The sequence below is a fragment of the Billgrantia endophytica genome, assembly GCF_002879615.1.
GTDB classification, from domain to species: domain Bacteria; phylum Pseudomonadota; class Gammaproteobacteria; order Pseudomonadales; family Halomonadaceae; genus Halomonas; species Halomonas endophytica.
On the sequence record NZ_PNRF01000017.1, the window covers coordinates 89,519 to 113,386 of the forward strand.

General features: G+C 65.7%; 18 protein-coding genes and 1 tRNA gene. 12 read left to right on the forward strand and 7 right to left on the reverse strand.

The genetic code is table 11. The features are described from left to right. Positions 1 to 14: 14 nt before the first annotated feature. Complete coding sequence (locus tag C1H69_RS09020; RefSeq protein WP_102653074.1) at positions 15 to 1,112, reverse strand: substrate-binding domain-containing protein; 1,098 nt, start codon at positions 1,110 to 1,112, stop codon at positions 15 to 17. A 131-nt stretch (positions 1,113 to 1,243) separates the two neighbouring features. Here C1H69_RS09020 and C1H69_RS09025 point away from each other — a divergent pair, with 131 nt between their 5' ends. The 11 genes from C1H69_RS09025 to atzF all read left to right on the forward strand — a co-directional run bounded on the left by C1H69_RS09025 (position 1,244) and on the right by atzF (position 15,407). Further along, on the forward strand, positions 1,244 to 1,738 hold the full coding sequence (locus C1H69_RS09025) for a formate dehydrogenase subunit gamma (protein ID WP_102653075.1): 495 nt from the start codon (positions 1,244 to 1,246) through the stop codon (positions 1,736 to 1,738). Continuing rightward, positions 1,735 to 3,279, forward strand: coding sequence for a formate dehydrogenase beta subunit (locus tag C1H69_RS09030; RefSeq protein WP_102653076.1), 1,545 nt, complete (start codon positions 1,735 to 1,737; stop codon positions 3,277 to 3,279). The genes C1H69_RS09025 and C1H69_RS09030 overlap by 4 nt, the downstream gene beginning before the upstream one ends. Before the next feature lie 19 nt (positions 3,280 to 3,298). Further along, complete coding sequence (gene fdhF / locus C1H69_RS09035; RefSeq protein WP_102653077.1) at positions 3,299 to 6,181, forward strand: formate dehydrogenase subunit alpha; 2,883 nt, start codon at positions 3,299 to 3,301, stop codon at positions 6,179 to 6,181. After that, complete coding sequence (gene fdhD / locus C1H69_RS09040; RefSeq protein ID WP_102653078.1) at positions 6,178 to 7,017, forward strand: formate dehydrogenase accessory sulfurtransferase FdhD; 840 nt, start codon at positions 6,178 to 6,180, stop codon at positions 7,015 to 7,017. The genes fdhF and fdhD overlap by 4 nt, the downstream gene beginning before the upstream one ends. Before the next feature lie 10 nt (positions 7,018 to 7,027). Further along, positions 7,028 to 7,282, forward strand: coding sequence for a formate dehydrogenase subunit delta (locus tag C1H69_RS09045; protein WP_102653079.1), 255 nt, complete (start codon positions 7,028 to 7,030; stop codon positions 7,280 to 7,282). A gap of 251 nt (positions 7,283 to 7,533) precedes the next feature. Beyond that, a complete protein-coding gene (locus tag C1H69_RS09050) occupies positions 7,534 to 9,147 on the forward strand; it encodes an ABC transporter substrate-binding protein (RefSeq protein ID WP_102653080.1) in 1,614 nt (537 codons plus the stop codon). A 10-nt stretch (positions 9,148 to 9,157) separates the two neighbouring features. Beyond that, positions 9,158 to 10,186: an ABC transporter permease gene (locus C1H69_RS09055; protein WP_102653081.1), complete on the forward strand. Its 1,029-nt coding sequence runs from the start codon at positions 9,158 to 9,160 to the stop codon at positions 10,184 to 10,186. Between the two features lie 3 nt (positions 10,187 to 10,189). Beyond that, complete coding sequence (locus C1H69_RS09060; RefSeq protein WP_102653082.1) at positions 10,190 to 11,077, forward strand: ABC transporter permease; 888 nt, start codon at positions 10,190 to 10,192, stop codon at positions 11,075 to 11,077. Positions 11,078 to 11,088: 11 nt separating this feature from the next. Next, on the forward strand, positions 11,089 to 12,765 hold the full coding sequence (locus C1H69_RS09065) for a dipeptide ABC transporter ATP-binding protein (protein ID WP_102653083.1): 1,677 nt from the start codon (positions 11,089 to 11,091) through the stop codon (positions 12,763 to 12,765). Beyond that, positions 12,762 to 13,496 (forward strand): GntR family transcriptional regulator, encoded by a 735-nt coding sequence (locus C1H69_RS09070; RefSeq protein ID WP_102653084.1) that lies wholly within the window; start codon positions 12,762 to 12,764, stop codon positions 13,494 to 13,496. The genes C1H69_RS09065 and C1H69_RS09070 overlap by 4 nt, the downstream gene beginning before the upstream one ends. A gap of 75 nt (positions 13,497 to 13,571) precedes the next feature. Further along, positions 13,572 to 15,407: an allophanate hydrolase gene (atzF, locus tag C1H69_RS09075; RefSeq protein WP_240609887.1), complete on the forward strand. Its 1,836-nt coding sequence runs from the start codon at positions 13,572 to 13,574 to the stop codon at positions 15,405 to 15,407. Between the two features lie 244 nt (positions 15,408 to 15,651). Here atzF and C1H69_RS09085 read toward each other — a convergent pair whose 3' ends face one another. From C1H69_RS09085 to lhgO, 5 genes are all read right to left on the reverse strand, one after another. Then, positions 15,652 to 16,791: an XRE family transcriptional regulator gene (locus C1H69_RS09085; protein ID WP_205738444.1), complete on the reverse strand. Its 1,140-nt coding sequence runs from the start codon at positions 16,789 to 16,791 to the stop codon at positions 15,652 to 15,654. Between the two features lie 344 nt (positions 16,792 to 17,135). Continuing rightward, positions 17,136 to 17,212, reverse strand: a tRNA-Arg gene (locus tag C1H69_RS09090). Positions 17,213 to 17,290: 78 nt separating this feature from the next. After that, a complete protein-coding gene (locus C1H69_RS09095; RefSeq protein ID WP_102653086.1) occupies positions 17,291 to 18,436 on the reverse strand; it encodes a hypothetical protein in 1,146 nt (381 codons plus the stop codon). Beyond that, a complete protein-coding gene (locus C1H69_RS09100; protein ID WP_102653087.1) occupies positions 18,433 to 19,275 on the reverse strand; it encodes a hypothetical protein in 843 nt (280 codons plus the stop codon). Before C1H69_RS09100 ends, C1H69_RS09095 begins: the two co-directional genes overlap by 4 nt. Positions 19,276 to 19,319: 44 nt before the next feature. Then, positions 19,320 to 20,519: an L-2-hydroxyglutarate oxidase gene (gene lhgO, locus C1H69_RS09105; RefSeq protein ID WP_102653103.1), complete on the reverse strand. Its 1,200-nt coding sequence runs from the start codon at positions 20,517 to 20,519 to the stop codon at positions 19,320 to 19,322. A 289-nt stretch (positions 20,520 to 20,808) separates the two neighbouring features. Between lhgO and C1H69_RS09110 the strand changes: the two genes are divergently transcribed. Beyond that, complete coding sequence (locus C1H69_RS09110; protein WP_102653088.1) at positions 20,809 to 21,732, forward strand: c-type cytochrome; 924 nt, start codon at positions 20,809 to 20,811, stop codon at positions 21,730 to 21,732. A gap of 81 nt (positions 21,733 to 21,813) precedes the next feature. On the opposite strand, the gene rep is transcribed toward C1H69_RS09110, so the two are convergent. Continuing rightward, positions 21,814 to 23,865 carry a DNA helicase Rep gene (rep, locus tag C1H69_RS09115; RefSeq protein WP_102653089.1) on the reverse strand — a complete coding sequence of 684 codons (2,052 nt, stop codon included), beginning with the start codon at positions 23,863 to 23,865 and terminating at the stop codon, positions 21,814 to 21,816. Positions 23,866 to 23,868 lie beyond the last annotated feature (3 nt).

Genomic DNA, 23,868 nt, shown 5'->3' on the forward strand with positions numbered 1-23,868 from the left:
CTGAGAAAGGTACGTCAGAAAGCGCTGGCCTCCCGCCAGCTGGCGGGGTCCGTCTCCTCGAAAAGTGCCTCGACACTCGTTACCTCTCCGCAGCGGTTCGGGGCATAACCCGGCAGCGCCTTCACCGCCGACTGAAAGGTCTCGCTCTTGAGCACCTCGAGCAGGAACGCAAAGCGTGGCTCAGCCAGGCTGCGCTGATGGCAGACCAGCAGGTAGTGCTCCATGGCCAGCGGTACGAAGTCGAGCCCGAAGCGACGTGCCGCCGCCTCCACCCCGAAGCCCGCGTCGGCCATACCGGCGGCTACATAGGCGGCCACCGCCGAGTGAGTGTACTCCTCCACTTCATAGCCGCGGATACGTGACGCCGCGATGCCCTCCATCGCCAGCAGGCCGTCGAGCAGCGCCCGGGTGCCGGAGGCCGCCTGGCGATTGATAAAGCGCAACGAGCCTCCTGCCAGCCCCTCCAGGTCACGCAGCCCCTTGGGATTGCCCGGCGCCACCATCAACCCCTGGCGACGGGTGATGAAGCCGATCACCCGGTGGCTGCGCGGCTTGAGCAGGTCGCGATAGTCCCGGCTGATCGCCTTGCCCACCTCGCCCTGGGGCAGGTGGAAGCCAGCCAGGTCGCAGGCGCCGCGACGGAGCGCCACCAGGGCCTCCCGGGGGCTGCAGTATTGCAGGTCGAGGCGTAGCTCCCGAAGATGCTTCGGCAACAGCTCCACGGCAAAGCCATGACTGGCATGCAGACGCAACACCGGCTGGACCCCCTCCAGTTGCTGCTGGATGGCCAGATTGAGCTCCGACCCCAGGCTCTCCAGCTGCGGCCCCAGGCGGGCGATCACCCGCTGCTCGGCCCACAGCAGCTTCTCGCCCAGCGGCGAGAGCCGCGCCCCCCGCCCCCGCGCCAGTTCGGCCAGCGGGATGCCGAAGAACTCCCCCCACTTGTTGAGCAGGTTCCAGGCGTGCCGGTAGGAGACGCCCACGTCCTCGGCGGCCCGGGTCAGCTTGCCGTGGCGATGCACCGCCTCGAGCAGCAGAAACAGGGTCGGGTCGATCTGATTGCCTGCTTCATCGCTGAAGTACCAGGCCGGTGTGATCGTGATCCGCTTCATAGGAACAAACTTTCATATTTTGTGATTTCAGCGCAGATGCTAGCTTTGATAGATACCGTGACGCACGCAGTTTCTTAAATAGGAATGAACGTGCCTATATAAACAGAGACGACAAGAATCGGGGAAGCGCGATGAGCGAGTCTCGAGAGTGGACGCCGCAATCGATCCAGGCCGAGATCGATGCCCTGAAGCACCAGCCGGGGGCGCTGCTGCCCATCCTGCATGCCATTCAGGATCGTTTCGGCTTCATCCCGGAGGCCACCGTGGCGACGATCGCCGAGGCCCTGGGCCAGACCCGCGCCGAGGTGCACGGGGTGATCAGCTTCTACCACCACTTCCGCACCACGCCTCCCGGGCGTCATGTGGTGCAGATCTGCCGCGCCGAGGCCTGCCAGGCGGTGGGCGCCCGCCGGCTCGAGGCCCACGCAAAGGCACGCCTGGGCATCGACTTTCACCATACCACCGCCGATCGGGAGATCACCCTGGAGGCGGTCTACTGCCTGGGTAACTGCGCCTGCGGCCCCACTGTCCGGGTGGATGACAGGGTGCTGGGCCGGGTGACCCCCGAGCGCTTCGATACCCTGACCGACGAGCTGCGCACCCGGCTGCTGAAGGTGGTCGGATGAGCATTCGCGTCTTCGTGCCCCGCGACACCACGGCCCTTTCCCTGGGCGCCGACGAGGTGGCCGAGCGCCTGGTGCAGGAAACCCGCGCCCGTGGCCTGGCCATCACCCTGGTGCGCAACGGCTCCCGCGGTGCCGCCTGGCTGGAGCCCCTGGTAGAAGTGGAGACCACCGATGGCCGCCTGGCCTATGGCCCGGTCACCGCCGACGATATCCCGAGCCTGCTCGATGGGGGCTTGCTCGACGGGGGCCTGCTGGAAGGAGGCCATCCCCTGGCCCTGGGCGCCACCGAGGCACTGCCCTGGTTCGCCCGCCAGCAGCGCCTTACCTTCGCCCGTATCGGCCTCACCGACCCGCTCTCCCTCGCCGACTACCTGGCCCACGACGGCTTCCGTGGCCTGGCGGTCGCCCTGACCCGCACGCCCCAGGCCATCGTCGAGGAGATCAAGGCCTCGGGGCTGCGCGGCCGTGGCGGCGCCGCCTTCCCCACCGGCATCAAGTGGCAGACGGTGCTCGACACCGAGGCGGACCAGAAGTACATCGTCTGCAACGCCGACGAGGGCGACTCCGGCACCTTCGCCGATCGCCTGGCGATGGAGTGCGACCCCTATCTGCTGATCGAGGGCATGGCCATCGCCGGCCTTGCCGTGGGCGCCACCCAGGGCTATATCTACCTGCGCTCCGAATACCCGCTGGCCAAGACGATCCTCGACGAGGCCATCGTCCGCGCCGAGGCCGACGGCTACCTGGGCGACGATATCCGCGGCAGCGGCCAGCGCTTCCACCTGGAAGTGCGCCTGGGGGCCGGCGCCTATATCTGTGGCGAGGAGACCGCGCTGCTGGAGAGCCTGGAGGGCAAACGCGGCCTGGTGCGCTTCAAACCGCCGCTGCCGGCCATCGAGGGCCTCTTCGGGCGCCCCACCGTGGTCAACAACGTGCTGTCGCTGGCCGCGGTGCCCTATATCCTCGCCGAGGGGGCCTCGGCCTACTCCGATTACGGCATGGGCCGCTCCCGGGGCACCCTGGCGCTGCAGCTGGCCGGCAATGTCCGGCGCGGCGGCCTGGTGGAGCTGGCCTTCGGCACCAGCCTGCGTGAGCTGATGGAGGGCTTCGGTGGCGGCACCGCCAGCGGCCGGCCGCTGCGCGCCGTCCAGGTGGGTGGCCCCCTGGGCGCCTACCTGCCCGAGGCCCAGTGGGACCTGCCGCTGGACTACGAGGCCTTCGCCGCAGAGAGTGCGGTGCTCGGCCACGGCGGCGTGGTGATGTTCGACGACAGCGTCGACATGGCGGAGCAGGCACGCTTCTCCATGGAGTTCTGCAAGGTGGAGTCCTGCGGCAAGTGTACCCCCTGCCGCATCGGCTCGACCCGCGGCGTGGAGGTCATCGATCGCATCCGTGCCGGCAATGCCCGCGAAGCCAATCTCGAGTTGCTGGCCGATCTCTGTGACACCATGGTAGACGGATCCCTCTGCGCGATGGGGGGCATGACACCCTTCCCCGTCCAGAGTGTGATGAAACACTTTCCCGACGACCTGCAGCGCTGAGCGGGAGGAGGATGACGTCATGTTGCAACACTTCGATCCCAACGAGGTTTCTTTCGATAAGGACCATGGCACCCCGGCGCGACTCTCCGAGACGCTGGTCAGCCTGGAGATCGATGGCTTCACGGTGAGCGTGCCCGAGGGTACCTCGGTGCTGCGTGCCGCCAGCCTGGCCGGCATCCAGATTCCCAAGCTGTGCGCCACCGATAGTCTGGAGGCCTTCGGCTCCTGCCGGCTGTGCGCCGTACAGGTGGACGGCAAGCGCGGCACCCCGGCCGCCTGCACCACCCCGGTGGAGGCCGGCATGCGGGTGGCCACGCAGAACGAGCGGCTGGCTCGGCTGCGCCGCAACGTCATGGAGCTGTATATCTCCGATCACCCCCTGGACTGCCTCACCTGCTCGGCCAACGGCGACTGCGAATTGCAGGACATGGCCGGTGCCGTGGGGCTGCGCCAGGTACGCTACGGCTTCGAGGGCGAGAACCACCTGGCCGCGGCGGCCGATCACTCCAACCCCTACTTCAGCTTCGACCCCAGCAAGTGCATCGTCTGCTCGCGCTGCGTGCGGGCCTGCGAGGAGGTACAGGGCACCTTCGCCCTGACCATCGAGGGGCGCGGCTTCGATTCGCAAGTCGTAGCAGGACAAGCGGAGGCCTTTATGGACTCCGACTGCGTCTCCTGCGGCGCCTGCGTCCAGGCCTGCCCCACCGCCACCCTGATGGAGAAGAGTGTCATCGACGCCGGCCAGCCCGAGCACAGTATCGTCACCACTTGCGCCTACTGCGGGGTCGGCTGCTCCTTCGAGGCGCAGATGAAGGGCGATCAGCTGGTGCGGATGGTGCCCTACAAGGGCGGCGACGCCAATCACGGTCACTCCTGCGTCAAGGGGCGCTTCGCCTTCGGCTACGCCACCCATCCCGATCGCCTCACCACACCGATGATCCGCGACACCATCGATCAGCCCTGGCGCGAAGTGAGCTGGGAAGAGGCCTTCGCCTTCGCCGCATCGCGCCTCAAGGCGATCCAGGCCAGATACGGCCGCGAGAGCATCGGCGGCATCACCTCCTCGCGCTGCACCAACGAGGAGACCTATCTGGTGCAGAAGCTGGTGCGGGCGGCCTTCGGCAACAACAACACCGATACCTGCGCCCGGGTCTGCCACTCTCCCACCGGCTACGGCCTCAAGACCACCCTGGGCGAGTCCGCCGGCACCCAGACCTTCGACTCGGTGATGCAGGCCGATGCCATCCTGGTGATCGGCGCCAACCCCACCGATGCCCACCCGGTGTTCGGCTCGCTGATGCGCCGCCGCCTGCGCCAGGGGGCCCGCCTGATCGTCGCCGACCCGCGACGCATCGATCTGCTGAAGACCCCGCACCTCAAGGAGGCACAACATCTGCCCCTGCGTCCGGGCACCAATGTGGCACTGATCAATGCCCTGGGGCATGTGATCGTCACCGAGGGACTGGAGGATCACGATTTCATCGACCGGCGCTGCGATGGCGAAGCCTACCGGGCCTGGCGCGACTTCATCGTTGAACCGCACCACTCCCCCGAGGCCAGCGAGGCGATCACCGGGGTACCCGCCGAGGCCGTGCGCCGGGCCGCGCGCACCTACGCCACCGGCAACGGCGCCATCTACTATGGCCTGGGGGTCACCGAGCACAGCCAGGGCTCCACCATGGTGATGGGCATCGCCAACCTGGCCATGGCCACCGGCAATATCGGCCGCGAAGGCGTGGGGGTGAACCCGCTGCGCGGCCAGAACAATGTCCAGGGCTCCTGCGACATGGGCTCCTTTCCCCATGAGCTGCCCGGCTACCAGCACGTGGCCAACGCCGAGGCCCGTGGACGCTTCGAGGCCGCCTGGGGCGTCACCCTGGACGACGAGCCGGGGCTGCGCATCCCCAACATGTTCGACGCCGCCATCGAGGGCAGCTTCAAGGCGCTCTACGTGCAGGGCGAGGACATCGCCCAGTCCGATCCCAACACCCAGCACGTGGAGGCGGCGCTCTCCTCCCTGGAATGCCTGATCGTCCAGGACATCTTCCTCAACGAAACCGCCAAGTACGCCCATGTGCTGCTGCCCGGCTCGAGCTTCCTGGAGAAGGACGGCACCTTCACCAATGCCGAGCGGCGCATCAACCGGGTGCGTCGGGTGATGCCGCCACTGGCCGGCAAGGCCGACTGGGAGGTCACCGTCGAGCTGGCCCGCGCCCTGGGCTACCCCATGGACTACGCCCATCCGTCGGAGATCATGGACGAGATCGCCCGGCTCACGCCAAGCTTCACCGGGGTCAGCTATGCGCGGCTCGAGGCCCAGGGCAGCCTGCAGTGGCCCTGCAACGACGCCCACCCCCTTGGCTCCCCGACCCTGCATACGGACGACTTCCCCATCGGCCGAGGGCGCTTCGCCATCACCGAGTACGTGGCCACCGAAGAGCGCACCAACCGCCGCTTCCCGCTGCTGCTGACCACCGGGCGCATCCTCTCCCAGTACAATGTCGGCGCCCAGACCCGGCGCACCGACAACCAGCGGTGGCACGACGAGGATGTGCTGGAGCTGCACCCCTCCGACGCCGAGCTGCGCGGCATCCGCAACGGCGACTGGCTGGGCATCACCAGCCGCGCCGGCCAGACGGTGCTTCGCGCCCGGCTCAGCGAGCGCATGCAGCCGGGAGTGGTCTATACCACCTTCCATCACCCGGGCAGCGGTGCCAACGTGATCACCACCGACAACTCCGACTGGGCCACCAACTGCCCCGAGTACAAGGTCACGGCGGTGCAGGTGGAGAAGGTCAGCCAACCCTCTGCCTGGCAGCGACGCTTCGATGACTTCGACCGTCAGCAGCGCCGCCACCTGGCCGGGGCCCGGCAGGCGCCGGGCAAGGCAGCCGCCTCATGAACCGGCGGGACGACAGGTGGGACCGGCCGGTGGCGCACCACCCGGTGGAGGTGCGCCGAGGGTCGAGCGGCCACCTCGCCGCCCCCACGAAAGACGCCCTGGCCAGGGAAGTACCGGTGGCCCTGGTCTACAACGGCATCTCCCACGCGGTGATGATGGCGAGCCCCGCCGACCTGGAGGAGCTCGCCCTGGGCTTCAGCCTCTCCGAGGGCATTCTGGCGCACCTCCACGAGTGCCATGACCTGGAGGTAAGGGAGGAGGCCCGGGGCCTGGCGGTGCACCTGCGCATCGCCGGCCAGCGGCTGGCGGCGCTCAAGGCCCGGCGACGCAATCTCGCCGGCCGCACCGGCTGCGGCCTGTGCGGCACCGAGGCCCTGGAACAGGCGATTCGCCCCATTCCCCGGGTCACGGCCCCGGCGCTGAACGATGCCGCCATCCAGAAGGCCCTGAAGCATCTGGCCGATCATCAGACCCTGCAGGCACTCACCGGCGCCTGCCACGGTGCCGCCTGGTGCGACACCCGGGGGCGCATCCAACTGGTGAGGGAGGACGTGGGGCGCCACAACGCCCTGGACAAGCTGATCGGCGCCCTGGCCCGCCGCGGCAGCCCCATCCCGGACGGCTTCGCCCTGGTTTCCAGCCGCGCCAGCTACGAGATGGTGCACAAGAGCGCCAGCGCCGGCATCGGCGCCCTGGTGGCCGTCTCGGCAGCCACGGCCCTGGCGGTGGAACAGGCCCGGGAGGCCGGCCTGCTGCTGGTCGGCTTCGCCCGCCCGGGACGCCACCTGATCTATCATCGCCCCGCCGCATCGCCGCCGGCCCGGGCCCATGGCTGAGGAATCGAGGATGTCACGGACACAAGACGCGACCCTGGTGCGCATGGTCAATCAGATCGCCGCCAACCTGGGCGGCGGCCGGGACGAGACCCAGGCCGTGGCGGGCATCTGCCGCCATCTGGAGACCTTCTGGGCCCGGCCGATGAAGCAGCGCCTGATCGCCTGCCTGGAGCGAGAAGACGCCGAGCTGGCGCCCCTGGCCCGACGCGCCGTGCGGCAGCTGGCCGACCGGCTGGACGCTCGCGGTACGGCTACCAGGCGGTAATGACCCTGGCACAAAGGGCATTGATACGGGATGCCCACATGTGACAGCAGAACCACCCTGGTGCAAGTGCATGCACTTCATGGAGCGACCTGGTGCATTCCAGGCCGACCACACTTCGTATGCATGCGCCTAGACGCACCCGCACGCGCTGATTAATGCATTGATATTCGGTTGTTTGCTTTGCCGTTCAGCGGTCTTGGCCCGCGAAGTGTATGCACTTTTCCAAGTGCATACACTTCGAGGAGCCGACCATGAACCGCCGTGAATTTCTGAAGGGGACTTCCGCATTGACCGTCGGGGCCGTCTACCTGCCCTTCCTGAAGGCAATGCCTGCCCAGGCCAACGCCGACGAAACGCTCGTCGTGGTCATGGGCAGCACCATCAACAGTCTGGATATCCATCGCAGCGGGACCAACCGTCCCAGCTACCAGGTCGCGGTGAACTGCTACGACCGCCTGCTCACCTTCGGCACCAAGACGCTGGACGATGGCTCCCTGAGCTATGACTACGACAACCTCCAGGGCGAACTCGCCGAGTCATGGGAGGTCTCCGGGGATGGCCGCACCCTGACCTTCACCCTGCGCGAGGCCACCTTCTGGGACGGCCGCCCCGTCACCGCCCAGGACGTCAAGTGGTCGTTCGATCGCGCCGTGACCCTGGGAGGCTTCCCCACCACCCAGATGGCCGCCGGTTCCACCACCCGTCCGGAACAGTTCGAGGCCGTCGATGAGCGCACCTTCCTCATCCACTTGCCCCACGCCTCGAAGCTGACCCTGCCCAATCTCACCACACCGATTGCCATCGTCATCAACTCCGAGCTCGCCCTCGAGCACGCCACCGACGATGACCCCTGGGCGACGGATTACCTGCATCGCAACCCGGCGGGCTCTGGCGCCTTCATGGTGGAACGCTGGGAGCCAGGCCAGCAGCTGGTCTACCGCCGCAACCCCGACTGGGCCAGCGGTGAGTTGCCCGGCGCCGAGCGCATCATCCTGCGTGAGGTACCGTCCGCCTCAACGCGTCGCGCACTGCTGGAGCGAGGCAATATTCAACTCTCTCAGGACGTGCCCCCGCGCGATGCCATGGAGCTGGATGCGCATGCCAGCGTGCAGGTGGTCAGCACGCCAATCGAGAACTGCCTCCACGTGCTGTGTCCCAACCTGGCCTTCGAACCGTTCCAGGACGTCCGCGTCCGCCAGGCCATCGCCTGGGCCGTGCCCTATGAGGCCATCCTGCAGAATGCGGCCTATGATCGAGGCGTTCCCATGTGGGGCGGCGAGAGCAGCACGCCGGATGATATCCAGTGGCCCCAGCCGTTCCCCTACCACACCAATCTCGACAGGGCCCGCGCCCTGCTGGCCGAGTCCGACTACCCCGATGGCTTCGAGGTGCCGCTCTCCTTCGACCTGGGCCAGGCCGACTGGGCGGAGTCGACCGCGCTGCTGATCCAGGAGGCCCTGGGCCGGATCGGCATCACCGTCACCCTGGATCGGATTCCCGGCGCCAACTGGCGTACCCGTGCCCTGGTCGACAAGCAGCTGCCGCTACACCTGGAGAACTTCGGCGGCTGGCTCAACACCCCCTGTTACTACTTCTTCTGGGCTTATATCGAGGGCAACCTCTTCAACTCCTCGAACTACCACAATGAGGAGGTCGCCCAACTGGTCGACGAGACGTTGTTCATGGCCATGGACGATCCCGACTATGCTCCCAAGATCCGCCGCATGATCGAGATCGCCTTCGAGGAGGTGCCGCGCATACCGCTCTATCAGCCCGCCCTCAACGTCGCCATGCAACCGAACCTTGACGGTTACACCTTCTGGTATCACCGCCAGCTCGATCAACGCGTCCTGCATGGCCGCTAAGGAGCCTCCCATGACCACCCTGGCCCGAAGCCGGCTGGTGGGTTGGCGTCTACTTCAGGCGATTCCCGTCATTGTCGGCATCATCATTGTCTCGTTCCTGCTCACCCGGGCGCTGCCAGGGGATCCTGCCGCTTACTTCGCCGGCCCCGCAGCAGACGCCGCATCCATCGAGCAGACCCGGGTCAGCATGGGCCTGGACCGCCCACTTCCCATACAGTTCGTAACCTATGTGCAGGACCTGGTTCGCGGCGATCTCGGTATTTCCGTCTCGACCGGCCAGCCGGTGAGGCAAGAGCTCGCGACGCGGCTGCCGGCATCCCTGGAACTCACCGGCTTCGCCCTGCTGTTCTCGGTTGCGATTGCCATGCCGCTGGGCATCCTGGCCGCCACCCGCCCCAACACCTGGGTGGATCATCTATGCCGGGCGGTCGTGACTGCAGGGGTGTCGCTGCCGACCTTCTTTACCGGCCTGGCACTTATCTACGTCTTTTATTACCTGCTGGGTTGGGCGCCCTCTCCCATGGGTCGTCTCGACTTTCTCTATCTGCCGCCGCCGAAAGTCACCGGGTTCTATGTGATCGATGCGCTGCTGGCTCGTGATCTGGAGACGGCCCGTGCCACCCTGGCGCAACTGGCCCTGCCGGCCATCACCCTGGGGCTCTTCACCCTGGCGCCCATCGCACGCATGACCCGTGCCGCCATGCTCCAGATCCTGGAGGGCGAGTTCATTCGCACCGCTCGCGCGGCCGGCCTGCCGCGTCGCCAGATACTGCTCACCTACGCCCTGCGTAACGCCGTTCTCCCGGTCATCACCACCCTGGGCATGGTGTTCTCCTTCGCCCTTGGCGCCAACGTACTGGTCGAAAAGGTCTTCTCCTGGCCGGGCATCGGCTCCTACGCGGTCGAGGCACTGGTGGTCTCGGACTACGCAGCCGTCCAGGGCTTCGTGCTCACCATGGCCCTGCTGTTCGTCACTCTCAATCTGATCATCGACGTGATCTACACCCTGGTGGACCCCCGCCTGGGCATGGAGGAGTAAGCCATGACCACCCTGACAGCCGACAGCACGACACCGCTCGATGGGCTGCGCCGCTTCCTGCGCCACCTGCTCTACGTGATGACCGACAACCCCATGACGGCGGTCGCCTTCACGCTGTTCCTGCTGATCGTGGGCACCGCGGTGCTGGGGCCCTGGATCGTGCCCTACGACCCGCTGGCAACCGATGCCAGCCGCACCCTGCAAGCGCCCTCCTGGCAGCATTGGTTCGGCACCGACCAGCTGGGCCGCGATGTGTTTTCTCGTGTCGTGGTCGCCACGCGCCTGGACCTGATGATTGCAGTGACCGCGGTAGCCATTGCCTTCATGGTGGGTTCGACCCTGGGCGCCATCGCCGGCTTCTACGGGGGCTGGGCCGACCGCATCACCGGTCGCACCATGGACACCATCATGGCGTTCCCGCTGTTCGTGCTGGCCATGGGCATCGTCGCCGCGGCCGGCAACACCCTGGAGAACATCATCTACGCTACCGCAATCATCAACCTGCCCTTCTACGCGAGGATGGCCCGCACCGAGGTGGCCGTGCGGCGCAACGCGGGCTACGTGCAGGCCGCCAGGCTGTCGGGCAATGCCGACTGGCGCATCCTCGCCTTCCAGATCTTCCCCAATGCCCTGCCGCCGATGATGGTTCAGATCTCGCTGAACATGGGCTGGGCCATCCTCAACGCCGCCGGCCTCTCATTCATCGGCCTGGGCGTCATACCGCCCACCCCGGAGTGGGGCATCATGGTGGCCGAGGGGGCCAACTACATCATCTCCGGCCATTGGTGGCTGGCGCTGTTCCCTGGCCTGGCGCTGATGCTGGCGGTCTTCACCTTCAACCTGCTGGGCGACGGCCTGCGTGATCTGGTCGATCCGCAGCGTCGTACTTGAGGAGGCGTGTCATGAGAAAGCCACTGCTCGACATCCAGGGCCTCACCGTGGAGTTTGCCACTCGCAACGGCACCGTCACCGCGGTCCGGCAGGTCGACCTCCAACTGCACAAGGGCGAGACACTCGGCATCGTCGGGGAGTCCGGCTCCGGCAAGTCGGTCACCTCCTATGCGCTGCTGCGAATCCTCGATCGCGCCGGGCGGATCGCGAAAGGCAGCATCGTCTTCGGGGGCGTGGACATCGGCGGCGCCACCGAACGCACCATGGCCGAAATGCGCGGTCGTGAGCTGTCGATGATCTTCCAGAACCCGCGCGCCGCCCTGAATCCGATTCGTGCAGTAGGCCGTCAGATCGAGGACGTCATGATCCAGCACGGCCTGGCGACCCGCGGCAACGCCCGCCAGAAGGCCATCCGGATGCTGGAGGCGGTCAAGATCCGCGATCCTGAGCAACGCTACCACGCCTACCCCTTCGAGCTTTCGGGCGGGATGTGCCAGCGCATCGTGATCGCCATCGCCCTGGCCTGCCGCCCCCAGCTGCTGGTGGCCGATGAACCCACCACGGGGCTCGACGTGACCACCCAGAAGGCCGTCATGGACCTGATCGTGGAGCTCGCCACCGAGCGCCAGATGGCCACACTGCTGATCACCCATGATCTTGGACTGGCCGCCAGCTACTGCGATCGCATCGTGGTCATGGAGAAGGGCAACATCGTCGAGTCGGCGACCACCGAGCAGCTGTTCACTCGACCTCGGCACCCCTACACCCAGCGCCTGATGCGCGCCACGCCCCGCCTGGATGCCCAGGTCTCCGACCTGCTTCCCTCGGATGATCCACGGCGCGTCATACCTTCCCCACGCCCGTCCGGGGCACCCCTGCTGCAGGTGGAGCGGTTGGTCAAGATCTTTGGCAAGACGGATAGCGCCGATGCCGTGCGTGCCGTGGATGACCTCAGCTTTACGGTGCATCAGGGGGAGAGCCTGGGGCTGGTCGGTGAGAGCGGCTGCGGCAAGTCCACCACTTCGGCCATGGTCATGCGTCTACTGGACCCGACCAGCGGCAGCCTGCGCTTTGCCGGCACGGATCTCGCGACGATTCCCGCCAAGGCCTTTGCGCGTCACCCCATGCGCAGCCAGCTTCAGATGGTCTTCCAGGACCCCACCGACAGCCTGAATCCCCGCTGGAGCGCGCGCCACTCGATTGCCGACCCGCTGATACGCCTGGGCGGACTGTCGGGCCGCGAGCGTCATCAGCGTGTGGAGGAACTGGCCGAGCGTGTCGGGCTGCCGACGCCGCTGCTCGACCGTTTCCCGCACCAGCTCTCCGGCGGCCAGAAGGCACGCGTGGGGATCGCCCGGGCCATTGCCCTGGATCCTCGCCTGCTGATCCTGGATGAGCCGACCGCTGCCCTGGACGTGTCGGTGCAGGCGGTCGTGCTCAACCTGCTGGTCAAGCTGCGTGAAGAGCTCAACATGAGCTACCTCTTCATCAGCCATGACCTCAACGTGGTGCGTCTTCTGTGCGACCGGGTGATGGTCATGCAGACCGGGCGCATCGTCGAAGAGGGCCCCACGGCGCAGCTGCTCAGCGAACCGGCCCATGCCTACACCCGCGCGCTGCTCGAGGCCATTCCCCATCCGCCGGCCATGCCAGTGACTCTGCCACCGTCACTGAGGGAGATCGCATGAGCACACAATCCCCACTGTCACAGGCGCGGGAAGGCAACACCGTGGACGAGATGCTCGAGCAGGTGGCCGACGAGATCATCCGCGGGGATATCGCCCCGGGCACCAAGCTCGACGCGCGAGTCATGGCAGAGCGCTTCGCTGTTTCGCGCACGCCGGTGCGCGAAATGTTTGCTCACCTGGCGGCCATGGGGCTGGTAGTCAGGCGCCCCAACCGTGGCGTCACGGTGGCAGAAATTTCCGACGAGAACCTGATGGCCATGTACGAGGCCATGGCCGAACTGGAGGCCGCCTGCGCGCGTCTGTGCGCCCTGCGCATGACACTCAAGGAGCGACAGAGCCTGCAGCGACTGCACCAGTCCGCGCTTCACCATGTGCGCGATGGCACCACCGACGACTACGAGGCCTACAATCTCGAGTTTCACTCGCGCCTCTATGCGGGCGCGCATAGTCCCTGTCTGCGTGACATGGCGTTGACCACCCGCAGTCGGCTGCAGCCGTTTCGCCACGCCCAGTTTCGGCTGCCGCAGCGCCCCAGCCATTCATGGGAAGAACACGACGCCATTGTCGGCGCCATTCTGGCGGGAGACGCCGAGGCAGCGGCGCGGGCCACCCGTGCCCACGTGCTGCAGGTGAGCCACGGCTCGCGGGATTATCTCGAGTCCAATCGTGGCAATGACAGGCCACGTGGTGCCCACACACACCATGACGGCGACGGAGGTTGTGATGCTTGAACAGCCGCAGTCCGATCCATGCCGCGATTGCGGTTCTCCGAAGACATGGACAACGACATGAAAGGGAGTCTGAACATGGCACGAGACCTCACCCTTGGCACCGTGCAAGCGGCCTACCGCGCCGGCGAATTGACACCAACCGCGCTGATCGATGCGCTGCTCGACGCTGCCGACCAACGTGGCCACGACCCTGCCTGGATCACGCGGCTGACACGCGGGCAGCTCCAGGGGTATCTGGATCGCCTGGAAGGCGAGTCCCCCGACACCCTGCCGCTCTTCGGCATTCCCTTCGCCATCAAGGACAACATCGATCTGGCCGGGATTCCCACCACCGCGGGCTGCCCGGCCTTTGCCTATGTCCCGGATGAGAGCGCCTTCGTGGTGCAGCGTCTGATCGAGGCCGGCGCGATTCCGCTGGGCAAGACCAACCTGGACCAGTTCGCCACGGGGCTTGTCGGTGAGCGGGCTCTCGAGGCCTATGGCGTGCCCGGAAACGCCTTTGATGCCGAGCGGGTGCCTGGCGGTTCCAGCAGCGGCTCGGCGGTGGCGACGGCCGCCGGGCAGGTCAGTTTTGCGCTGGGTACCGACACGGCCGGTTCGGGCCGCGTGCCGGCCTGCTTTCACAACCTGTTCGGCGTCAAGCCCAGCCTGGGGCTGCTGAGCAGCCAGGGCCTGGTGCCCGCCTGCGCCACCCTCGACACCATCAGCCTCTTCGCGTTGACGGCGGACGATGCCGCCACCCTGCTGCAGACCTTGGCCATTCCGGACTCTCGGTGCCGCTGGTCGCGCTCGCATGACTTCGCGCTGCATGGGCAACGCTATGGTGAGCCCCCCGCCCGTTTCCGTTTCGGCGTACCACAGGAAGCGCGATGGCAGACCAATGCCGACTACACCGTCGCCATGCATGAGGCCATCACCCTGCTGGAGTCACTCGGCGGCGAGCGGGTGGAGATCGATGCCTCGCCGCTGCTGGCCGCCGCCCGGCTGCTCTATGAGGGCCCCTGGGTGGCGGAGCGCTATCATGCCATCCGTGAGCTGATGGAGAAGAATCCCGAGGCGGTGCATCCGGTGACGCGCGCGATCACGGCCGGTGGCGCCACCCCCCTGGCGGTGGACGCCTTCGACGCTCGCTACCAGCTCGCCGAGTACAAACGCCAGGCCGATGCCCTGCTCGCCGGAGTGGATCTGATGCTCACGCCGACCACTGTGGCCCACCCCACCAAGGCTGAGGTGGCGGCCGACCCCATCGGTGTCAACGCTCGGCTGGGGATCTGGACCAACTTCATGAACCTGCTGGACTACAGCGCCCTGGCGGTGCCCGTTGGCTTCACGACCAGCGGGCTACCGGTCGGCGTCACCCTCTTCGGGCGCTGCTTTGATGACCTTAAGCTGCTGAGCCTGGCGCGTGCCCTGGAAGCGACGCTGTCATTGCCGCTGGGGGCGACGGGAATCGCTCGCCCCGGCGCAGGGCGAATGCCGCCGGCCTGCGACGGTTACCTGGACGTGGTGGTCTGCGGGGCTCACCTGGAAGGACTGCCGCTCAACCATCAACTTGTCCATCGTGGCGGGAGGCAGATCGAGCGCACCACCACAGCGCAACGCTACCGGCTGTATGCGCTGGCCGGCGCCCCCCCGGCACGGCCCGCCATGGTGCGTGACGATGCCCACGGCATGGAGATCGAGGTGGAGGTCTGGCGCCTGCCGCAGCAGTGGGTCGGCAGTTTCCTGAGCGGGATCTCCAGCCCGCTGGGGCTGGGCCAGATCGAGCTGGCCAGCGGCGAATGGAAGGTGGGCTTCATCTGCGCGGCAGGTGCCCTGCATCAGCACGGCCCGGCCACGGACATCAGCCACTACGGCGGCTGGCGAGGCTGGCTGAATCACAGCGCGGCGACGTCGACTGCCTGCGCGTAGCGGCTGCCAGGCCCGGCCGGAACAAGATCGTTGCCAGTGTCGGGGATCTGGGCAACTGGCCGGACGGCATCACGACCAAGGACATCAAGCCGCGGAAGCGCCACCAGCACCATTACCGGCTACGTGTGGGCCGCTACCGCGTGCTGTTCGACCTAGGAACCGGACTGCGCGTGGTGTCCATCGAGGAGGTGAGAAAACGCGATGAGCGCACCTATTGATCAGGTGTTTGCGTCCAGCAGATACATCACACCCCCAGTTCCTTTGCGTAGTCCGTTATACGGCTTGGCTTCATATTCAGCAGGTTGCCAGCATCACGGAGCAGAACGCGACCGCTGAGGGCTTCGCTGACCAGGGCGCGGGAGAATCTCTCGCTGAGCTGGCCTTTCTGACGAAAATAAGTTGGCCCGCCCTCGGACCTCTCTCGGTTCCGGTGCTGCTGCTGAAGCTCATCAACATAGTCGCGATACGCTTGGGGAGAGATTTTCCCGAGGGTCAGCGCTCGCCTGGCGATTACCCAAGTGCTGACGCGGAAACGGGCTTCCAATTCTGGGAGATTGTCTTTCCAGTTATCAGAATCCTGCCAATGAGCAAGAAACTCCTCTCTGGGAGCCAGGAACTCAGCTGCAACGGCGTTGCAGAAGGCCTCTTCCCTTCGGTGTGTCTCGGGGCTGGCACCGGAAACGCCACTCTTGCCGATCCAGACATGTGCCAACTCATGAATTAGTGTGAACAGCCGAGCGACCAGAGTGTCCGCCTGATTGATAAAAATGACTGGGGCCAGAGCATCGGAAATCGCAAAGCCACGAAACTCCTGTACAGAAAGGGGGCGGCTGTGGTGATGAATGAAACCCTGCCGCATGACCAACACCCCAGCATCCTCAATCTTGCGGATCAGGCCCCGGTAGTATTCTTCCCAGTTCCCTCTCTCTGGATGTGCCGGAACATTCAGGGCGCGACGCATATCGTCCACGACCTCCATGAGGTCGGCGTCTGCGGTGAAGCGACCGACATTCGGGTTGCGCTCAATGCCTTGATCGCGGAGATAATCCGCAAACCACTCTTGTCGCCTCAGGACTATCTGGGTCATCTCGATCAGTTCCGGAGACACACCTTTGGGTGTTCGGCCATCAACGGTCCGAAGGTCCGGCAACGGCAGCGTCTCTTTGGGGGGCTGCCTCAGGTACAGATACCCGAACGGAACATGGGTGCGAGCAGCAAAGGTCTGAGCCTGTTTGAAGGTAGGCTGTTTTTCGCCGCGCTCCCAGGCATCAATCTTCTCTTCAGGAACCTTCAGCTTGGACGCCAGCGCAGAAATACTAAGCTGTGCTCGTTCACGGGCCCAGGTCAGGATGTCTGGATTTACTCCGGCGTATGCGATGGCCATGCTCATTCTCGATACAAAGTTGCTTGCGGAGCAGTTTCATCTCATCATTTCAGCGCCATCCTCCCCGGCGTTGCCCCCGGTTCGCTGCCGCCACCCTACGGCACGTGCCTCGATGCCTTGACGATGGCATCGCCCTACCTCGGCTTCCTCAGCCAGGGCGAGCACACTACGCCGCCCATCGACCTGTCACCTTGAGCAGCCTTGATCCTAGACCGACTTGACTGGCGTTCCCACTCACTTGGGGACGAGTTTCCGACACGTGTCACCTATATGTCACCTAGAACCGGCACTGACGAAAACAGCCACCGCGATTACTCGCCAAGTGGCTGTTTATCTTAATCTTTTGGCGCGCCCAGCAGGATTCGAACCTGCGACCCCTGCCTTCGGAGGGCAGTACTCTATCCAGCTGAGCTATGGGCGCGTTGCTTGATGAGAAGCGGCGATATCGTAACCGTCAGCGGTCGGGCTGTCCAGCCTCGCGGCCCGGCGGGTTCCTCGTTCAGGGCTCTCGTCCGAAAATTCGGTACTCCTCGGCTACTCCATCGACGTCTTCGGCCCGCTGGGTGGCCACTCGTAGCCGATGTTCCAGCGCACCGCCGCTGCTGGCCGTTACCGCGTCGAGCCGTTGGCGCACCTCTGCCCTGGCCCGAGCCACCTCTGCCTCGAGCTCCGCCTCCATATCGGAGCGATACAGCCCTTCCTCGGCTTTCAGCAGGGCATACTCGATGCCGGCAAAGCCGGCCAGTGCCACCACGGTTGCCGTCGCCCCGGCAAACAGCGCCCCCGGCCCCGTGGGCGAGGTCGCGGCCGTCGTGGTGGCACCGGTCGCGAGTGATCGTGCTCCGTGGGCACCCAGCCGCGCCACGACCCGGCCGGCCACCACCCTGGCTCCTCGCGCGGCTGCGCCAGAGGCAAGCCGTTGAACCAGCACGCGGCTCGCCACGAAACCGACCGCCCCACTGGCTCCGGCCGCCCCCCAGCGTGCCGCATCCCATTGGCCTTGAAAGACCTGTTCCAGTGTGAGATCGAGATCGATGGTGTGGGTCCGCTGGCCATCCTCGGCAGCCACGGCCTGGCGGTCGGCGTAACGCGCATGGAGGGTCCGACCGATGTCCTGCTCCAGCGCCTGTTGCGCCTGGGCCAGCCGAGTCGAAAAATCGGCCTGCAGCCCGGTCAAGGCCGTCTCGAAGCCGCTCTCCTCGATGAGCCGCTCGGAGAGCCTTTCTTCCAGCCACTCATCCAGATCACCGGTAATGGCCACTCCCAGCCGCAGGTAGCTTCCCCGAAGCGAAAAATACCAGTCGAGGTAGGCCGGTACCGCGGCGTCCAGTGGCGCAAAGGTGGTATCGAGTCGCTCGTCCAGCCAGGGCTTCATCTCGTCCTGCAGCCTGGCTTCCAGCCCCTGGGCGAGTTCCGCCAGTTCGCGTCCGAGGGCCGTGTGGGTCTCGGCATCCAGGATCAACGCCTCGCCATTGACGATCACCTGGAACAGCGGTGCCTCGACCCGGCTCTGGAGCAGCCGGTGCCCCTGGCCGAGTGCCAGCATCAGCAGGGCAATGACCAGCAGCGCAAACCCCCAGAGCGGCCAGCCCCATTGCCGGACCAGGAATGCCTCCGAGGGAGCGCTCCGCGCATGTCGCGTCACGGCGAGGCCTCCCGCTCATCCACTGCCTTTGCCCTGCCAAAGGTCTGCAGAGAGGCATCACGCAAGGTATCGGCCCCGACCAGCACACGAATGAAGGCCCAGGCAACGGCGCTCTGGATCAGCAGCAGCAGTAGCCAGCCGATCAGTGCCAGGCTTTCGCTGACCTCGCCTCTCTCCGTGGCATTTTGCATTGCCCAGTACTGGGTAAGCTCCAGGGCCCTGCCAAGCCGCTCGAAGAAGCTCAACAGGGTATCGCCTCCCACGCTCGGCACGTGGCGCATCAATGCCTCGTCCCAGCCCAGGCCGACCAGATAGGGCTGAGGTAGCCACAGCGCCATCGCTACCAGCCCCACCGTCAGCAGAAGGCCGCCCGGCCAGACCAGCAAACGACGGGTGACTGCCGGTGCGTAGGCGCCGATGACGTGGCGTGCCACGCGCCGCCAGATGCCGTTGCGCAGCATCACCAGAGCCACCGCGGCGGCCAACAGAAGCGGCCAGTAGACCGGCGACAGCAACCGCAGCTTCACCAGCAGCAACAGCGCGAGCAGGATAGCCGCCACCTGGTGCCAGGCGATCATCACCAACCCACCACGCAGCCAGCGATGCCAGGGCGAGGCGACGAGCAGGTACTGCCCCAGCCAGGCCCTGCGGCGCAGGCGTGCCGCCTCCAGGCTGCCGGCAAAGATCAGCTGTGCCGTGATCAGCCAGGCGGGCAGCAACAGCAGGCTGGCAAGGCCGGGGCCGACCAGTGACCAGAACAGCAGGATGAAGAGGGCGGCTGCCAGGTGGCCATGTCGACGCAGGGAGGTGCGCCATCCTGGGGAGGGTTGCCTGGCCATGGGGAAACCTCTCTCGCGAGTCGTGTTTTGAGCCGATGCCGGCCTCAGGTCGACTGTACCATTTCGCTGACCTTCTCCAGAATATGCCGCCCAATGGGAATCGCCGAAGTCGCCGCCGGGGAGGGCGCGTTGCAGACGTTCACCGTGCGACGGGTGTTCACGAACAGGAAGTCGTCGATCAGGCGGCCGTCGCGCGAGACCGCCTGGGCACGAACACCGGCGGGCCAGGGCTCGAGATCGTCCAGGGTCAGGCTGGGGCAGTACTTGCGAACCTCTTCGAGATATCCCTTCCGAAAGAACGAATTCTTCATCTCCACCAGGCCCGGCTTCAGATTGCGGCCCAGCGCCCTGAGGATACCCGGGTCGGTGAACATCCTTGCCATGTCGGGCAGCGAGATATCGTGCTTGCGATAGCCTTCCCGCTTGAGCGCCAGCACCGCATTGGGCCCCACCGTCACCGAGCCGTCGATCATGCGGGTCAGGTGAACGCCCAGGAAAGGCATCGAGGGATCGGGGATAGGGTAGATGAGATGATTGACGATGCCGCTCAGCCGCTCCGGCAGGCGATAGTACTCTCCCCGGAACGGGCAGATGGTAAAGCCGGGGTTGCGTCCCAGCAGGCGCACCACGCGGTCCGCCATCAAGCCCGAACAGGCCACCAGGTAGCGGCTGTTGAAGTCTCCCTGGGATGTTGTCACCACCACTTCACCGGTGCGCTCGGAGAGGCCGGTCACGGCATGGCCATAGCGAATCTGGCCGCCATGCCGCATGAACACCTCGCTCATCGCCTCGGCCACTCGAGCGTAGCTGACGATGCCGCTGGACGGCACGAACAGTCCTCCCAGGCCGACAATATTGGGCTCGCGCTCCTTCAGCGCGTCGGCCGATAGCCATTCACGCTCCAGGCCATTGGCAGCGGTACGCTCCCAAAGCGACTCCATGCGCTGCATTTCCTGCTCGTTGGTCGCCACCAGCAGCTTGCCGCAGATATCGTAGTCGATATCGTGCCGGTCGCAGAACTCGCGGGTGGCACGGTTACCCTCCAGGCAGAAGCGGGCCTTGAGGCTACCGGGAGTGTAGTAGACCCCCGCGTGGATCACGCCGCTGTTATGGCCGGTCTGGTGTCGGGCGGGGCCTTCCTCCTTTTCCAGCAGCATGATCTTCTTGTCGGGAAAGCGCTCAGCCAGCTGCATGGCCGTGGAAAGGCCCAGAATGCCGCCACCGATGATGATGAAATCGTACACGCAAGCCTCGTGTCGTCTGTGGGTCGCCAGGAAGAGGGCCTTCACGATACCCTGCCACAGCCCGCCGCTGCCACTTCTTCGGTCATTGGCACGCTTGGCGGAGAGCACCGTATGACCGTGATCCCGATTCCGCCATGCCTCTCATGCCAAAGACGTGGGCAACGGCGTTTTCCAGCGGTTTGGGTTATCGGTATACTAGTGCCCATTGTGCGTCATGGCGTCCACGGCTGTCGTGGCCAACGTCGCCACGAGCGGATAACGATTACAGGACCGTCGAGAGGTGGTAAGAGTGAAATCCAGCAAGCTGATCATGGGGTGTCTGGCCACCCTGGGCCTGAGCACGGGCGCCTCGTCCGTACTGGCCGAAGTGGATCGTGATGCCATTGCCGAACGTCTGAGGCCTGTCGGCCAGCTGTGCCTGCAAGGGGAAGATTGCGGCACCGTCGCTGCCAGCGCGAACGGAAACGGCAACGGCGAAGCGGCCAATGGCATCGATGGCGGCGCCATCTACAACCAGGTATGTATGGCCTGCCACGATACCGGAGCTGCTGCCGCACCCCGTCGCGGTGAAGAGGAGGAGTGGGCCGATCGCATCGGCAAGGGTTGGGATACGCTGCTGGATCACTCCATCAACGGGTTCAATGCCATGCCGGCCCGTGGCGGCAACCCGAACCTTTCGGACGAGGAAGTTGCCGCCTCCACCGCTTACCTGCTCGAGCCGGTAATGGACGTGCCGGAAGACGCCGTTGACGACGGGGCAGCGGCCGAAGAAGCGCCCGCGGATGAGCCGGCCGCCGAAGCGGCAACCGATGAAGACGCCGCGGCAGACGACGACGCGGTGGAAGACGAGGCCGAAGCGGCGGCGATTGCCGCCGAAGAAGCACCCGCCGACGATGCCGCGGTGGAAGAAGAAACCACTGACGAAGCCGCCGCTGATGATGACGCCGCAAACGGCGAGCCGGCCCATGCCGGTATCGATGGCGAAGCCATCTACAACCAGGCCTGCATGGCGTGTCACATGACCGGAGCCGCCGGAGCGCCGGTCCGTGGCGACGAGGGCACTTGGGGCACTCGCCTGGAGCAGGACATGGATACCCTCTATGACCACGCCATCAACGGCATCGGCGCCATGCCGCCCAAGGGTGGGCACATGCGCCTTTCCGACGACGAGGTAAGGGCTGCTACCGACTTCCTGGTCGAGCCCCTCCAATAAGTTTCGATTCGTCAGTCAGTTGGCCAGCGGGGCGTCTCTTCGGCGCCCCGCTGTCGTTTCCGCCCAAGCCTGCGGGATTCGTCAGCCCAGTAGCGAACGCAAACCGGCGATGGCGTCCTTGCCACGGGCCTGCTTCTTGTCCGGGTCCTCCCTGTCGGGCTGGCCTTCCCACTCCAGGTCATCCGGCGGCAGTTCGTCGAGGAAACGGCTGGGAGCGCAGTCCATCAACTCGCCGAAGGCCTTGCGCTGGCGAGCCAGCGTCAGCGTCAGGGTGCGCCGTGCCCGGGTGATGCCCACATAGGCCAGCCGGCGCTCCTCTTCCACGGTACCGGCCTCGATGGCGTTGCGATGGGGCAGCAGCTCCTCTTCCAGGCCCATCAGGTAGACGTGGGGGAACTCGAGGCCCTTGGAAGCATGCATGGTGAGCAGTTGCACCCGGTCGGTGTCATCTTCCTCGGCCTGCTGCTCGAGGATATCGCGCAGCACCAGCCGGGAGATGGCGGCTTCCACCGTATCGGTCTCGGTGTCCTCACTGGCGGTGCTCTCTTCCGGGTCCGCCTGCATCGACTTTTCCAGCTGGTCGATCAGGATCCAGACATTGGCCATGCGCTTCTCGGCAATGGTCGGCGCGCTGGCATTCTGGTAGAGCCAGGCTTCGTAATCCATCTCGTGCATCATGCCGCGAATGGCGGCAATCGCATCGCCCTGGTCCATGCGCTGTCGCACACCGTCGATGAAGTGTGTGAAGCGCCCAAGTCGTTCCACCGCCCGGGCCGGCAGCTGCTGCTCCAGGCCCAGCTCATGGCAGGCGGCGAACAGCGAAATGCCACGCTCGGTGGCGTAGTTGGCCAGCTTCTCCAGGGTGCCCGGGCCAACCTCGCGGCGCGGCACGTTGACGATGCGCAGGAAGGCGTTGTCGTCCGCCGGGTTGATCAGCAGTCGCAGGTAGGCCATGGCGTCCTTGATCTCGTTGCGCGAGAAGAAGGAGGTGCCACCGGAAAGCTTGTAGGGAATCTGGTAGTGCTGCAGTTTCAGTTCCAGCAGCCGCGCCTGGAAGTTGCCGCGGTAGAGCACCGCGAAGTCGCGCCAGGAGGCTGACTCCTTGATGCGCCGGGTGAGGATCTCGCTGGCCACCCGCTCGGCCTCGGCCTCCTCGTGACGGTTGACCACCACGCGGATCGCCGCCCCCTGGCCCATCTCCGACCACAGGGATTTCTCATAGACGTGGGGGTTGTTGGCGATCAGGGTATTGGCCGCACGCAGGATGGTCCCGGTGGAACGGTAGTTCTGTTCCAGCTTGATCACCTGCAGGCGCGGGAAGTCTTCGCCCAGGGTCACCAGGTTCTCCGGCCGCGCGCCACGCCAGGCGTAGATCGACTGGTCATCGTCGCCCACCACGGTGAAGGTCGCTCGCTCGTCCATCAGAAGCTTGACCAGCTGGTACTGGCTGACGTTGGTGTCCTGGTACTCGTCCACCAGCATGTAGTGGATCTTGCGACGCCAGCGAGCCAACGCCTCGGGGTCATCGCGCAGTAGCACCACCGGTAGCAGGATCAGGTCATCGAAGTCCACGGCATTATAGGCCTTGAGGTGGCGCACGTAGGCTTCAAAGACACGCGCCGCATACTGCTCGTTCTCGTCCGCCGCGTGGGAAAGCGCCTGGCCGGGCTGTATCAGGTCGTTCTTCCACTCCGATATCTGGTGCTGTACCTGGTTGATCTGGTCGGCGTCGACCTGAGCGTCCTTGTTCATCAGATCGCGCAGCAGGGCCTTGGCGTCTTCCGGGTCGAACAGCGAGAAGCCCGGCTTGTAGCCCAGCGCCTTGAGCTCGGCCCGGATGATGTTGAGGCCCAGGGTGTGGAAGGTCGATACCGTAAGCCCATGTCCCTCCTTGCCCTTGAGCATCTGCCCCACCCGCTCCTTCATCTCCCGGGCGGCCTTGTTGGTGAAGGTCACCGCGGCAATGCGCCGGGCGCTCATGCCGCATTCCTGGACCAGATAGGCGATCTTGGTGGTGATCACGCTGGTCTTGCCGGAGCCGGCCCCGGCCAGCACCAGGCAGGGGCCATCGATATAGCACACCGCCTCTTGCTGCCGCGGGTTGAGCTTGGCCAGGCGCTGCTTGATCGACATCAC